Source organism: Variovorax sp. IB41 (genome assembly GCF_016405905.1).
Lineage (GTDB): Bacteria > Pseudomonadota > Gammaproteobacteria > Burkholderiales > Burkholderiaceae_C > Variovorax.
Map to the genome: position 1 here is coordinate 425,779 of NZ_JAEFCB010000001.1, position 14,332 is coordinate 440,110.

Genomic DNA, 14,332 nt, shown 5'->3' on the forward strand with positions numbered 1-14,332 from the left:
TTTCCTCGAACGATGTTATTCCATTCTTCATTACGCAAGGAGCTGTCCCGCAGCTTCGGAGCGACCCTCGTGGTTCTGGTCACCATCGTGATGACCATGATGCTCATCCGTACCCTCGGCCTCGCGTCCAAGGGCAGTGTGAATCCGGCCGATGTCTTCATCGTGATGGCCTACACGGTGCTGGGCTACATGCCCACCATCCTCAGCCTGAGCCTGTTCATCGCCATCGTGGGCACGCTCTCGCGCATGTACCGCGACAGCGAAATGGTGATCTGGTTCTCCAGCGGCCGGGGGCTGACCGACTTCATCGAGCCGCTGTTCCGCTTCGCCTGGCCGGTGCTGATCCTGATCGCCGCCATGGCGCTGGTGGGCTGGCCCTGGGCCAACTCGCAGACCATCGGCATGCGCCAGCAGTACGAGCAGCGCGGCGACATCGAACGCGTCACGCCCGGCGAATTCCGTGAATCCTCGGGCCGCATGCGCGTCTTCTTCATCGACAAGGACACGCCGGACGGCGCCACCGCCACCAACGTCTTCATCTGGGCGATCGAGCGCGGCCTGCAGATCACCACGTCGGCGCGCAGCGGCCGCGTCGAGAACGTGGGCGCCAACCAGTTCATCATGCTCAGCAACGGCCAGCGGCTGGAACGCCCGCTGCTGCCGACCTCGGGCCTGAAGATCAGCGAATTCAAGACCTACGGCACCCGCTCCGGCGGCAGCGCCGGTGCCGGAACAGACGCCACGCCGGCGCGCGCGCGCACCACCCTGGCGCTGCTGCGCGATCGCAGCAACGCGAGCCTGGGCGAACTGGGCTGGCGCATCGGCATGCTGCTGGCGGCCATCAACTTCGTGCTGCTGGCGCTGACTGTCTCCAGCGTCAACCCGCGCGTGGGACGCAGCGGCAACCTGCTGTTCGCGCTGTTCGCGTTCGTCATCTACTACAACCTGCTGAACCTCGGCCAGAGCTGGGTGAGTTCCGGCCGCTACGGCATGGGCACCTTCCTGCTGATGCTGCACGGCGGCGTGTTCCTCATCGGCACGGCGTGGCTGGTGCTGCGCAACAACAACTGGGGACAGCGCAAGACCCCCGCACATGCGACCGGCGGCAGCGCCCCGGCCCCGCAGCCCTCCAAGATCGACCCCACCTCGTGAAAACCATAAGACGCCTGATCTACGTGGAGGCCCTGAAGTCGGTGGCCTTCGTGACGCTCGGCTTCCTGAGCCTGTTCTTCTTCTTCGACTTCGTCGACGAACTGCAGTCCGTGGGCAAGCCCGAGAGCCTCGCCTACGGGCCGATGCAGGCGCTGGCGTACGTGGCGCTGCTGGTCCCCAGCCACCTGTACGAGCTGCTGCCGATCACCGTGCTGATCGGCTGCATCTTCGTGATGGCGCGCCTCGCGCAAAGCTCCGAATACACGATCCTGCGCACCAGCGGCCTGGGGCCATGGCGCGCACTGCGCACGCTGCTGCTGCTGGGCCTTGGCTTCGTCATCCTCACCTTCGCGGTGGGCGACTACATCGCGCCGCTGTCCGGACGCACCGGCCAGTTGCTCAAGTCCAAATACCAGGCCCCCTACACGCTGGTGGGCAACACCGGCGCCTGGCTCAAGGAGAAGCGCGACAACGTGTCCTACGCGGTCAACGTGCTGTCGATCTCGCGCGACGGCACGCTCAAGAACGCGCGCATCTTCGAATTCGACGCCAACGGCTACGTGAGCAAGCAGCTGGTGGCCAAGTCCGCGCGCATCCTGGACGGACACTGGGCGCTCGCGGACATCGAGAAGCAGGACTACGACACGCGCAGCGCCGCCGACAAGGCCCGCATCGTCACCACCGAAATCCCGCAGATGGACTGGCCCACTTCGCTCACCGCCGAAATGGTCTCGGTGGCGCTGCTGCGGCCGGACCGCATGAGCACCATCGACCTGTTCGACTACATCCGCCACCTGGATGCCAACGGCCAGACGGCGCAGCGCTACGAGATCGAGTTCTGGCGCAAGGTGTTCTATCCGCTGTCGTGCCTGGTGATGGTGGTGCTCGCCCTGCCCTTCGCCTACCTGCACTTCCGCCAGGCCGGCATCACGACCTACGTGTTCGGCGGCGTGATGATCGGCATCAGCTTCTTCTTGCTGAACAACGTGTTCGGCTACCTGGGCAACCTCAGCAACTGGTCGCCCTGGCTCACGGCGGCGGCGCCGGGAATGATCTATTCGGTGATGTCGTTGACGGCCTTCAGCTGGCTGGTGCTTCGAAGATGACCGGGGCGCTGGCATCGCGGGGCACCGTCCTGCTGGCGCACGGTTCGCGCGACGCGCGCTGGCGCGAACCCATCGAGGCCGTGGCCGCGCGGGTGGTCCAAGACGACCCGACCGCGCGCGTCGTGTGCGCGTACATGGAACTGGCCACGCCGGACCTGCATTCGGCCGCAGCCGGCCTGATCGCCGATGGCGCCACCGCCATCCGCGTCGTTCCGCTGTTCCTCGGCATGGGCAAACATGCCCGCGAAGACCTGCCCATGCAGCTCGACGCGCTCCGCAAGACCTGGCCGCAGGTCGATTTCTCCCTCGCCCGCATCGTCGGCGAGGAGCCTGAACTGGTCGAATTGCTGGCGAGAATTGCGGTCAAATCCTGAGACCCGGCAATTTCGATAGATTGCGAAGGCATAATGAATTCCGCAATAAGACGGAATTTGATATGAATCTGCACCAATTCAAGTTTGTTCAGGAAGCCGTGCGGCGCAACCTGAACCTTACCGAGGCGGCCAAGGCGCTCCACACCTCGCAGCCGGGCGTCTCCAAGGCGATCATCGAACTCGAAGAAGAACTGGGCGTCGAGATCTTCGCGCGCCACGGCAAGCGTTTGAAACGCGTGACCGAACCTGGCCAGCACGTCATCGCCAGCATCGAACTCATCATGCGCGAGGTCGGCAACCTGAAGCGCATCGGCGAGCAGTTCAGCGCGCAGGACAGCGGCACCCTCTCCATCGCCACCACCCACACCCAGGCGCGCTACGTGCTGCCGGTGCCCGTGGCCAATTTGCGCGAGGCCTATCCGAAGGTCAATGTGAGCCTGCACCAGGGCTCGCCCGACCAGGTGGCGCGCATGGTGATCGACGAGATCGCCGAGATCGGCATCGCCACCGAATCGCTGGACGGCTACGCCGAACTCGTGACCCTGCCCTGCTACGAATGGCAGCACGTGCTGGTGCTGCCCAAGGACCATCCGCTGGCGGCCAAGGAGCGCATTTCGCTCGAGGACCTGGCGAGCGAGCCGATCATCACCTACCACCCGTCGTTCACCGGCCGCACGCGCATCGACCACGCCTTCGCGCAAAAGAAACTCGCGCCGCGCATCGCGCTCGAGGCGATCGACTCCGACGTGATCAAGACCTACGTGCGCCTGGGCCTGGGCGTGGGCATCGTGGCCGAGATGGCGGTGCGCGACGAGTCGAACGCCGATCTCGTGGTGCGCCCGATGGGCCATGTGTTCGGCCAGAATATCGCCCGTGTCGCGTTCAAGCGCAGCGCGTACCTGCGCAACTTCGTCTTCAAGTTCGCCGAGCTGTTGTCCGACCGGCTCGACCGCAACCTGATCGCCAAGGCCTTGAGCGGCCATCAACAAGATTACGAACTATGAGTACTGTGCTTTCCCCACGCACGCCCGAGATCACGACCAAGCTGCCGGCTGTCGGCACCACCATCTTCACGGTCATGTCGGCGCTGGCCGCCGAGAAGAATGCGGTCAATCTCGGGCAGGGCTTTCCGGATTTCCACTGCGATCCGAAGCTGCTCGAAGACGTGACCGCCGCGATGGCCGCGGGCCACAACCAGTACCCGCCGATGCCGGGCATTCCGGCGCTGCGCGAGGCCATCGCCGCCAAGATTTCCGCGCTCTACGGCCACAGCTACAGCGCCGCCACCGAGATCACCGTCACCGCGGGCGCGACGCAGGCCATCATCACCGCCATCCTGGCCATCGTGCGGCCGGGCGACGAAGTGATCGTGCTGGAGCCCTGCTACGACAGCTACGTGCCCAACATCGATCTGGCCGGCGGCAGCGTGGTGCGCGTGCCGCTCGTGCCCGGCACCTTCCGCCCCGACTTCGACAAGATCGCCGCCGCGCTCAGCCCGCGCACGCGCGCGATCATCATCAACACGCCGCACAACCCGAGCGCTACGGTCTGGACCGCGGACGAGATGCGCAAGCTCCAAGAGCTGCTCGCCCCGACCGACGTGTTCGTGATCGCCGACGAGGTCTACGAGCACATGGTGTTCGATGCGGCGCGCCACGAAAGCGTGGCCCGCTTCCCGGGCCTGGCGGCGCGCAGCTTCATCGTCAGCAGCTTCGGCAAGACCTACCACGTGACCGGCTGGAAGGTCGGCTACGTGGCCGCGCCCGCGCCGCTGATGGCCGAGTTCCGCAAGGTGCACCAGTTCAACGTGTTCACCGTGAACACGCCGATGCAGCATGCGCTCGCGCAGTACATGGCCGAGCCCAAGCCCTACCTCGAGCTGCCGGCCTTCTACCAGCGCAAGCGCGACCTGTTCGCCGCGGGCCTGGCCGAGAAGACGCGCTTCAGGCTCTTGCGCAGCGAAGGCAGCTACTTCCAGTGCGTGGACATCTCGGCCGTGAGCGATCTCTCCGAAGCCGACTTCTGCCTGTGGCTCACCGGCGAGATCGGCGTGGCGGCGATCCCGCTGTCGGCGTTCTACGGCAACGGCTTCGACCAGCGCGTGGTGCGCTTCTGCTTCGCCAAGAAGGACGAGACGCTTCTCGCCGCGCTGGACCGGCTCGCGAAGCTCTGACGACGGCCGCCAGGACCCGGGTGCCGCGATGACGATGAACCGGCCGCGCTGGCTCCTCCTGGTCCTGGGCCTCTCGTTCCTCGTGGTGGGCGTGGCCGACGCCTTCATGCCGCCCGTGCGCGGCAAGGACTACACCGTGCTCGACGTGGCGCACGCGTTCCTGATCTCGGCGCTTTGCTACACGTGGTGCCGGGCCGAGGGCCTCGCGCGCGGCGTGATCCCGCCGGGCCGCTCGGCGCTGTGGGCCGGGGTCTTTCCGCTGGTGGGCATTCCGGTCTATTTCTTTCGCACGCGCTCGTGGCGACGCGCGTTGCTGTCCACGTTGGGAGCGGTGGGTTTCCTGGCCGTGGGCCTGGTGCTCGCGGCCGTCGGCACCCTGTTGACCGAGTTGACGCGAAGCTGAGGGCCGTCCGAATGAAGTCCGCCAACATCGTCAAGCTCGTCTTCGGCCTCGTCGGCGTGCTGATGCTCGCCGGCGCCTGGTTCCTGTACCAGAACACCACCAAGTTCATCGCCTCGGCCAGCCGGGCGCAGGGCGAGGTGATCGAGCTGCTGCGCGTGGAGAGTTCGCGCCGCAACAGCTCGGACACTTGGCGTCCGCTGGTGCATTTCAAGGGGCCGTCCGGTGAAATCGTCGAATTCGCGCCGTCTAGCAGCAGCAGCCCGCCCGCCTACGACAAGGGAGAGGTCGTGGGCGTGTTCTTCGACCCCGCCGATCCGAAGGATGCCCGGCTCGACGGCTTCTTCGACCTCTGGGGCGGCGCGACCATCGTCGGCGGGTTGGGTACCGTGTTCCTGGCGTTCGCCGTGGGCATGCACTTCCTGCTCTCCGACGAGGCAGGCGCCAGGCGCCGACGTCCACGGTAGGACTGTCCTGACCGCCGAAGGGGCGGCTCTCCGGCGCTTCGCGCGCCCCGGGACGATGAGCATCAAGGCTCGTTACAACAAACGTCCCAGGAGAAAACCATGTCCCTCTCGTTCATTCTGCTCATCGTCCTGATCCTGATACTGATCGGCGCGCTGCCGAGCTGGGGTTACAGCCGCTCCTGGGGCTACGGGCCAAGCGGTGGCGTCGGCCTGATCGTGCTGATCGTCGTCATCCTGGTTCTCATGGGTCGCATATAGCACCCACCCCTCAATGAAAAAAGCCCGCTTCGCCGCGGGCTTTTTTCATGCCTGCAGCTGGGCCCAGGCCTTGTCCAGCCGCTTGACGCTCACGGGCTGCGGCGTGCGCAGTTCCTGGGCGAAGAAGCTCACGCGAAGCTCCTCGAGCAGCCAGCGGAACTCGAGCATGCGGTCGTCCACCACGCCCTTGCGCTCGGCCACCAGGCGCCAGTAGCGCTGCTCCTGCGGGCGCAGTTCGGCCAGCTTGGCGGTGTCGCGCGCGGGGTCGGCGCGCAGCTTGTCCAGGCGCAGCACGATGGCTTTCAGGTAGCGCGCGAAGTGCTGCAGCTGCGTCCACGGCGAGTCGGCGATGAAGCGTTTGCCGACGAGCTTCTGCAGCTGCTGTCCAGCGTCCTGCACCGCCTCGGGCTGGATCTTGGTGTCCTTGATCTTGCGCGCCGCGGCGGCGTATTCGACGAGGATGGTGGACGCAAGGCGCGCCACCTCGTTGGCGATCAGCGTGAGCCGCCCTCGCCCCTCTTCCAGCCGGCGCTTGAAGGCGAACTCGTCGGTGGGCAGCGGCTCCTGAAGGAACGCGCGATCGATGGCCACGTCGATGATCTGCGCGCGCAGTTCCTCGGAGGTGCCCAGCGGCATGTAGGCCACGGCCATCTTCTGCAGGTCGGGGATGTTCTTCTCGAGGTACTTGAGCGCGTCCTTCAGCTGCAGCGCGAACAGGCGGCGCAGGCCCGCACGATGCTTTGCCGCTGCGACGGCGGGCTCGTCGAACACCTCGATCGTCACCGCGTCGCCTTCGTCGCGCAGCGCGGGAAAGCCGATGAGCGATTGCGCGCCGCGGCGCACTTCCATCAGCTCCGGCAGTTCGCCGAAGGTCCAGGCCGTGTAGCGCTGGCCCGCGGGCAAAGCGGGTGTCGCCTTTTCGGGCGCTGCGCTTTTCACGGGCCCCTTGCCTTCATCGGCGGCAGAGGCTTTCGGCGCCGGCGACGCTTTCACGTTGAGCCCCGCGAGCGCCTGGAACGCACCGCGTGCCTGCGCGCCCAGCTCTGCCTTCAGCGCGCCGAGGTTGCGCCCCATGCCCAGTTGGCGGCCGTGCTCGTCGACGATGCGCAGGTTCATGAACAGGTGCGGCGCCAGCATGTCGAGCTTGAAATCGGCGCGCTTCACGTCGATGCTGGTCATGTCGCGCACGCGCTTGAGCAGCACGTCGGTGAGCGAGCCGCTGCCGAACAGCTCGGGCACCGAGAGCGCCTCGGCCAGCTTCGACGCCGATTCGGGCAGCGGCACCAGCCGCGAGCGCGGGCGCTGCGGCAGGCTCTTGAGCAGCGCCTGGATCTTGTCCTTGAGCATGCCGGTCACCAGCCACTCGCAGCGCTCCTCGCTCACCTGGTTGAGCACGAAGAGCGGCACGCTGACCGTGAGGCCGTCCTTCGCATCGCCGGGTTCATGCAGGTACGCCGCCGCGCAATCGACACCGCCGAGCCTGAGCGTCGGCGGGAACGACTGCGTCGTGATGCCGGCCGCCTGGTGGCGCATGAGCTCCTCGCGCGTGAGGTACAGGAGGCGCGGCTGTTCCCTTGAGGCGTGGCGGTACCAGTTCTCGAAGCTGATGCCGCTCGCCACGTCGGCGGGCAGTTGCGCGTCGTAGAACGCGAAGATCAGTTCCTCATCGACCAGCACGTCCTGCCGGCGCGCCTTGTGCTCCAGCCCCTCGACTTCGCGCACCAGCTTGCGGTTGGCCGTGAGGAACGGAAACTTGCTTTCCCACTGCCCGGCGACCAGCGCTTCGCGAATGAAGATCTCGCGCGCGGCGACCGGATCGACCTTGGTGAAATCGACGCGCCGCCCGCTGTACACCACGAGGCCGTAGAGCGTCGCGCGCTCCAGCGCCGAGACCTGCGCGCCCTTCTTTTCCCAATGCGGATCGAGCAACTGCTTCTTCAGCAGATGCCCCGCCACTTGTTCGAGCCACTGCGGCTCGATGTTGGCGATGCCACGGCCGAAGAGGCGCGTGGTCTCGACCAGTTCGGCCGCGACGATCCAGCGGCCGGGCTTCTTCTTCAGGTGCGCGCCGGGGTGCTTGTAGAACTTGATGCCGCGCGCGCCGAGGTACGCCTCGTCGTCTTCGAGCTTCCAGCCGACGTTGCCCAGGAGGCCCGCGAGCATCGACAGGTGCAGCGGCTCGTAGCCGGCCGGCTCGGCGTTGATGCGCCACTTGTGCTCGGTGACCACCGTGAGCAGCTGCGAGTGGATGTCGCGCCACTCGCGCACGCGGCGGATGTTGATGAAGTTCTGGCGCAGCAGTTGCTCGTACTGGCGGTTGCTGAGCTTGTGCGTGTCGCCATGGCCGCCGCGCGCATCGGCGATCCATTTCCACAGGCGCAGGTAGCCACTGAATTCGCTCTTCTCGTCATCGAATTTCGAATGCGCCTGGTCGGCCTGCTGCTGCGCTTCCATCGGGCGGTCGCGCACGTCCTGCACGCTGAGGGCCGAGGCGATGACCAGCACTTCTTCGAGCGCACCGCGCGTGCGGGCCTCCAGGATCATCCGGCCCACGCGCGGATCGAGCGGCAGCTTGGCGAGCTCGCCGCCGGTGGCGGTGAGCTCGTTCGCATCGTCGACAGCGCCGAGTTCGTTGAGCAACTGGTAGCCGTCGGCGATCGCGCGCGGCGACGGCGCCTCGAGGAACGGAAAGCGCGCCACGTCACCCAGCCGCAGCGACTTCATCCGCAGGATCACGCCCGCGAGCGAGGAGCGCAGGATTTCCGGATCGGTGAAACGCGGACGGCCGTCGAAATCCTTCTCGTCGTAGAGCCGGATGCAGATGCCGTTGGCCACGCGGCCGCAACGGCCCGCGCGCTGGTTGGCCGCGGCCTGGCTGATCGGCTCGACCAGCAACTGCTCGACCTTGCTGCGGAAGCTGTAGCGCTTGACGCGCGCCGTGCCGGTGTCGATCACGTAGCGGGTGCCCGGCACGGTGAGCGAGGTCTCGGCCACGTTGGTGGCGAGCACGATGCGCCGGCCCGTGTGGCTGTCGAAGATGCGGTCCTGCTCGGGGCCCGAGAGCCGCGCGAACAACGGCAGCACCTCGGCGTTGCGGAACAGCGGCTGGTGGCTTAGGTGGCGGCGCAGGTGGTCGGCCGCCTCGCGGATCTCGCGCTCGCCGGGCAGGAAAACGAGGATGTCGCCCGCGTTGTGCGGATCGCGCCAGAGCTCGTCGACGCCGTCGGCGATGGCGTCGTTCAGGTCGTGCTCGCGCGATTCCTCGAAGGGGCGGTAGCGCTGCTCGACCGGGAAGGTGCGGCCCGAGACGTAGATGATCGGCGCCGGTCCCTTCGAGGATGCGAAGTGCTGCGCGAAGCGGTCGGCATCGATGGTCGCCGAGGTCACGATCACCTTCAGGTCGGGGCGGCGCGGCAGGATCTCGCGCAGGTAGCCGAGCAGGAAGTCGATGTTCAGCGAGCGCTCGTGGGCCTCGTCGATGATGAGCGTGTCGTAGGCCTTGAGCAGCGGATCGGTCTGCGTCTCGGCCAGCAGGATGCCGTCGGTCATGAGCTTGACCGAGGCGTCGCGGCTCAGGCGGTCCTGGAAGCGCACCTTGAAGCCGACCACGTCGCCCAGCGGCGTCTTCAGCTCTTCGGCGATGCGCTTGGCCACGGAGCTTGCGGCAATGCGTCGCGGCTGCGTGTGGCCGATGAGCCGGCCCTTGCCCGGCTCGGCGTTGATCTTGCCGCGGCCGAGCGCGAGCGCGATCTTGGGCAGCTGCGTGGTCTTGCCCGAGCCGGTTTCGCCGCACACGATCACGACCTGGTTCGCCTGGATGGCGGCCATGATCTCGTCGCGCCGGCCGGAGACGGGAAGCGATTCGGGGAACTCGATGCGCAAGGGGGCGGAGGGTGTCGTGGTCGTCAAGGGAAAGCAGTCGTCGTCGGCACGCGGCGGGCAAACCGTCGATTATCGGCGCGCACCGGCTGTTGCACAGCTTCCACAGTACGGCGCCACCGCTTGTTGTGTGACGTAAATAGTCTTTACTCCACCGCAACCCGCCGATAGGATCGCATCCATGTCCTTCCTTGCCCTCACCCCCCTGCGCAGCCGCTGCGCAGGCCATGCGCTCTGCGTGCATGGCCGGGTCAGGTTGCTCCGCCCGGCCTGAGGCCCGCGCCACTTTTTTCCAGTTGCGCGCTTCAGGCACCGAAGCGCAGCAACCGTCCCTTTCAAGCGTCTGCCTGCCGCTCCTTCATTGCGAAGGGGTGGCCGCTTTTTCGTACCCGTTTTTTCAAAGAATCATCCATGTCCAACGACATCCATTCCGAACTGCATGCCGAGCTCGCCGAGCGCACGAAGCACCTGCAGAACGTCGCCCGATCGCTGAAGCAAGAACTCTTCGGCATCGACGACATCATCGATCGCGTGATCGAATCGCTGCGCGCCTGGTATGTGCTGCCGCAGCTCATCAGCCGCCCGGTCATCGTCTGCCTCTGGGGCCTGACCGGCACCGGCAAGACGCAACTCGTGCGCAAGCTGGCCCAGCACCTGGGCTTCTACGACCGCTTCATCGAAGTGCAGATGGACGGCTTCAGCCACGGCTCGGGCCACGGCAGCCGCGGCTCCATCTCGGCGATGCTGGCCGAATCGGGCATCGTCGAGGGGACGCCGGGCATCCTGGTGCTGGACGAGTTCCAGCGCTTTCGCACCGTGGACGGCAACGGCCACGACGCCAAGGTCGAGCGCTACCAGGACGTGTGGGCGCTCCTGTCCGACGGTCGCCTGCCGCCGGCCCTCTCGATGCTCGGCGAGATCGAGTCCTCGCTCGCCTACGCCGAGTACGAGCAGGACCGCGACGGCCCCGCCGACAAGAATAAGCTCAAGAAGCGCAAGCTGCACCTGGCGCCGTGGGAAGCGCGCGAAGTCAAGCGTTGCCTGAAGCTGCCCGAGACCCTGCTGCAGATCATGGCGTGGAAGCCCGCCGAGGTGCATGCGCGCCTGCGCGCCTTCCGCGACACGCAGCAAAGCTGGGAGACCGACTACAGCAAGCTCCTGGTGTTCGTCTCGGGCAACCTGGACGAGATGTACGCCGAAACAGCGCAGCGCGTGGAGGACTGCGACACCGACGCCGACATCTTCCACACGCTCACCAAGAAGCTCTCGGTCATCGACGTGAAGAAGGCGCTGGCCGGGCGCTTCCGTCCCGAGCAGATCGCGCGCCTGGGCAACAACCATGTGATCTACCCGTCGCTCAACCGCGCGACCTACGTGCAGCTGATCCTGTCGATCTGCGACCGCTACGTGAGCGAGATCCAGGAGAGCTCCGGCGTGCGCTTCGTGCTCGATGCCGTCGTGTACGAGCAGATCTACGCCAACGCCGTGTTCCCGGCGCAGGGCACGCGCCCGCTGTTCTCCTCGATCCACGCGATCCTGAGCGCGACGCTGGTCAACGCGGCGCTGTGGGCGCTGGAGCGCGGCGCCGGTGACGACGATGGCGGCGAGCCCGTGTGGCTCACGCTCGACGCGAGCGTGCCCTGCATCGTGGCGAAGTACCGCAAGGCGCGCCGCCAGTTCCCGGTGGCGCTGGAGCTCAATCGCCTGAAGCAACGCTCGAGCGAGGACTTCCGCGCCCTGCTCGCGGTGCACGAGGCGGGCCACGGCGTGATCTACGGCGTGCTCTTCGGCCGCGCGCCGCAAGAGATCAAGATCAACGTGGCCTCGTTCGAGGGCGGCTACAACAGCTACGAGCAGCGCAAGACCTGGTCCAAGGAAAACCTGCGCGACCGCATCTGCGTTGGCCTCGCGGGCCGCGCCGCCGAGGAGATGGTGTTCGGCGCCGAGGCCTGCACCTCGGGCGCATCGCAGGACTTCATGCAGGCCACGTCCTTCGCCGCGCAGTACGTGCGCCACTACGCCTTCGGCGCGCGCTTGAGCCGCACCGATGTCGCGAACGACGCCGAGGACAACCTGAACACCGACCTCGAAGCGACGAACCCGGAGATCGAGGCGCTGCTCGCGCAGCAGCACGCACGCGCACTCGCGCTGCTCGAGACCCATACCGCGGCGCTGATGGCGGTGGTCGATGCGCTCATGCGCGAAGGCTCGATCGCCCCGGCGGAACTGGCCGCGATGCTCGACCTCGCGCCCGCGCCCGCCGGCGAGCCGACCGACGCCTACGCAGCACTGCTCGCGACCTTCCGCGCCCGCAAGGGCGGCGGGCCGCTGCCGGCGCCTGAACCCGTGCCGGGCGCGGGCCCGCCGGCGGTCGCGGCCCGCGTGCTGCGCGCATTGGCCTGAACCGTACGAAACCCTTTCCAAGAATGCACAATCACGCCCCATGTCCACCGTCTTCAATTTCACCTTCGTGCCCTGGTTCCGCTCGGTCGCGCCCTACATCCACACGCACCGCGGTAAGACTTTCGTGGTCGGCCTGGCGGGCGAGGCAATCGCTGCGGGCAAGCTGCAGAACATCGCGCAAGACCTGGCGCTGATCCAGAGCATGGGCGTGAAGATCGTGCTGGTGCACGGCTTCCGTCCGCAGGTCAACGAGCAGCTGGCGGCCAAGGGCCACGAGGCGCGCTACTCGCACGGCATCCGCATCACCGACGAGGTGGCGCTCGACTCGGCGCAAGAGGCCGCCGGCCAGTTGCGCTACGAGATCGAGGCGGCCTTCAGCCAGGGCCTGCCGAACACGCCGATGGCCGGCTCGACGGTGCGGGTGATCTCGGGCAACTTCATCACTGCGCGTCCCGTGGGCGTGGTCGACGGCGTGGACTTCAAGCATTCGGGCCTCGTGCGCAAGGTGGACGCCTCGGGCATCCGCCGCACGCTGGACTTCGGCGCGATGGTGCTCATGTCGCCCTTCGGCTTCTCGCCCACCGGCGAGGCCTTCAACCTCACGATGGAAGAAGTCGCCACCAGCGTGGCCATCTCGATCCAGGCCGACAAGCTGATCTTCCTGACCGAGATCCCGGGCATCCGCATGGACAGCGAACTGCCCGAGAGCGAAGACAACCCGATCGACACCGAACTGCCGCTGGACGCCGCCGAAAAACTCCTCGCGTCGCTCCCCCCCGCGCAGAAACCCACCGACACCGCCTTCTACCTGCAGCACTGCGTGAAGGCCTGCAAGGGCGGCGTGGAGCGCAACCACATCCTGCCGTTCGCGCTGGACGGCGCGCTGCTGCTGGAGGTGTACGTGCACGACGGCGTCGGCACCATGGTGATCGACGAAAAGCTCGAGAGCCTGCGCGAAGCGACCGTGGACGACATCGGCGGCATCCTGCAACTCATCGAGCCCTTCGAGCGCGACGGCACGCTGGTCAAGCGCGACCGCACCGAGATCGAGCGCGACGTGGGCCACTACACGGTGATCGAGCACGACGGCGTGATCTTCGGCTGCGCGGCGCTGTACCCGTACCCCGAGGCGAAGACGGCCGAGATGGCGGCGCTCACGGTCTCGCCGCTGTCGCAGTCACAGGGCGACGGCGAGCGCATCCTGAAACGCATCGAGCACCGCGCGAAGTCGATGGGCCTGGAGAGCATCTTCGTGCTCACCACGCGCACGATGCACTGGTTCCTGAAGCGCGGCTTCCAGCAGGTCAACCCCGACTGGCTGCCCGAAGCCCGCAAGCGCAAGTACAACTGGGACCGCAAGAGCATGGTCCTGGTCAAGAAGATCTGAAGCACACCCAGACGGAGACACCCCGATGACGCTCGCCACCGCCCTGCTGTTCGCCATCGTGGCCTTCGCGGCCATCGCCACGCCCGGCCCCACCGTGCTGCTGGCGCTGAGCAACGGCTCGCGCCACGGCGTGCGGCGCGCGCTGCCGGGCATGCTGGGCGCGGTGCTGTCGGACTTCGTGCTGGTCGGTGCCGTCGCGCTCGGGCTCGGCGCGCTGCTGGCGGCCTCGGAGTTCTGGTTCTCGATGTTGAAGTGGTTCGGTGCGGTCTACCTGGCCTGGCTCGGGCTGCGCATGCTGCGCTCCAAGGGCGGCTTCCAGCTGCCGACCGCGGATGGCGCCGCGACGGTCACGGCGGGCGAAAGCCGGCGCATCTTCTTCAAGTCGTTTCTCGTGGCGGTGACCAACCCCAAGGGCTACATCTTCTGCTCGGCGCTGCTGCCGCAGTTCATCGACCCGACGGCCGCGCAAGCGCCGCAGTACCTGATCATCGCGCTCATCTTCGCGGGCCTGGACACGCTGGTGATGCTGGCCTACGCCTTCGTCGGCGCCCGCGCGATCCGGCTCCTCACGATCTCGGCCACGCGCTGGATCGACCGCGCCTGCGGCGGCATGCTGCTGGCGCTGGCGGGCTCGCTCGCCTTCTACCGGCGCAGCGCCGCCTGACCCCTCGACCGCTGTCCTCAGGCAGCGGCGCCCCTCCCCACGATGTTTCCCCGGGGCCCGAACGGGCTC

General features: G+C 67.0%; 12 protein-coding genes. 11 read left to right on the forward strand and 1 reads right to left on the reverse strand.

Translation table 11 applies throughout. The annotated features are described in order from the left end of the window. Positions 1–12 precede the first annotated feature (12 nt). The 8 genes from lptF (at position 13) to JC881_RS02000 (ending at position 5,930) form a co-directional block, all read left to right on the forward strand. Entirely contained in the window at positions 13–1,152 is a 1,140-nt protein-coding gene (lptF, locus tag JC881_RS01965; RefSeq protein WP_198784033.1) for an LPS export ABC transporter permease LptF, read from the forward strand. Further along, the gene (gene lptG / locus JC881_RS01970) at positions 1,149–2,258 is read left to right on the forward strand and encodes an LPS export ABC transporter permease LptG (protein WP_198784034.1); all 1,110 of its coding nucleotides are present in this window, start codon (positions 1,149–1,151) and stop codon (positions 2,256–2,258) included. Before lptF ends, lptG begins: the two co-directional genes overlap by 4 nt. Beyond that, on the forward strand, positions 2,255–2,632 hold the full coding sequence (locus JC881_RS01975; RefSeq protein ID WP_198784035.1) for a sirohydrochlorin chelatase: 378 nt from the start codon (positions 2,255–2,257) through the stop codon (positions 2,630–2,632). The genes lptG and JC881_RS01975 overlap by 4 nt, the downstream gene beginning before the upstream one ends. Before the next feature lie 62 nt (positions 2,633–2,694). After that, the gene (locus JC881_RS01980) at positions 2,695–3,636 is read left to right on the forward strand and encodes a CysB family HTH-type transcriptional regulator (RefSeq protein ID WP_198784036.1); all 942 of its coding nucleotides are present in this window, start codon (positions 2,695–2,697) and stop codon (positions 3,634–3,636) included. After that, the gene (locus tag JC881_RS01985; RefSeq protein ID WP_198784037.1) at positions 3,633–4,805 is read left to right on the forward strand and encodes a pyridoxal phosphate-dependent aminotransferase; all 1,173 of its coding nucleotides are present in this window, start codon (positions 3,633–3,635) and stop codon (positions 4,803–4,805) included. Before JC881_RS01980 ends, JC881_RS01985 begins: the two co-directional genes overlap by 4 nt. 28 nt (positions 4,806–4,833) lie before the next feature. Continuing rightward, entirely contained in the window at positions 4,834–5,208 is a 375-nt protein-coding gene (locus tag JC881_RS01990) for a rard protein (protein ID WP_198784038.1), read from the forward strand. Between the two features lie 11 nt (positions 5,209–5,219). Further along, positions 5,220–5,672, forward strand: coding sequence for a DUF3592 domain-containing protein (locus JC881_RS01995; RefSeq protein WP_198784039.1), 453 nt, complete (start codon positions 5,220–5,222; stop codon positions 5,670–5,672). A 99-nt stretch (positions 5,673–5,771) separates the two neighbouring features. Next, positions 5,772–5,930 (forward strand): DUF3309 family protein, encoded by a 159-nt coding sequence (locus tag JC881_RS02000; RefSeq protein ID WP_013541242.1) that lies wholly within the window; start codon positions 5,772–5,774, stop codon positions 5,928–5,930. Between the two features lie 45 nt (positions 5,931–5,975). On the opposite strand, the gene hrpA is transcribed toward JC881_RS02000, so the two are convergent. Then, the gene (gene hrpA, locus JC881_RS02005) at positions 5,976–9,839 is read right to left on the reverse strand and encodes an ATP-dependent RNA helicase HrpA (protein WP_198784040.1); all 3,864 of its coding nucleotides are present in this window, start codon (positions 9,837–9,839) and stop codon (positions 5,976–5,978) included. 381 nt (positions 9,840–10,220) lie between these two features. Between hrpA and JC881_RS02010 the strand changes: the two genes are divergently transcribed. From JC881_RS02010 to JC881_RS02020, 3 genes are read left to right on the forward strand one after another with little or no spacing between them, the layout of a single operon-like run. Then, on the forward strand, positions 10,221–12,212 hold the full coding sequence (locus JC881_RS02010) for an AAA family ATPase (protein ID WP_198784041.1): 1,992 nt from the start codon (positions 10,221–10,223) through the stop codon (positions 12,210–12,212). A 40-nt stretch (positions 12,213–12,252) separates the two neighbouring features. Continuing rightward, entirely contained in the window at positions 12,253–13,599 is a 1,347-nt protein-coding gene (gene argA, locus JC881_RS02015; protein WP_198784042.1) for an amino-acid N-acetyltransferase, read from the forward strand. 25 nt (positions 13,600–13,624) lie between these two features. After that, complete coding sequence (locus tag JC881_RS02020) at positions 13,625–14,263, forward strand: LysE family translocator (RefSeq protein WP_198784043.1); 639 nt, start codon at positions 13,625–13,627, stop codon at positions 14,261–14,263. Positions 14,264–14,332: the final 69 nt, after the last annotated feature.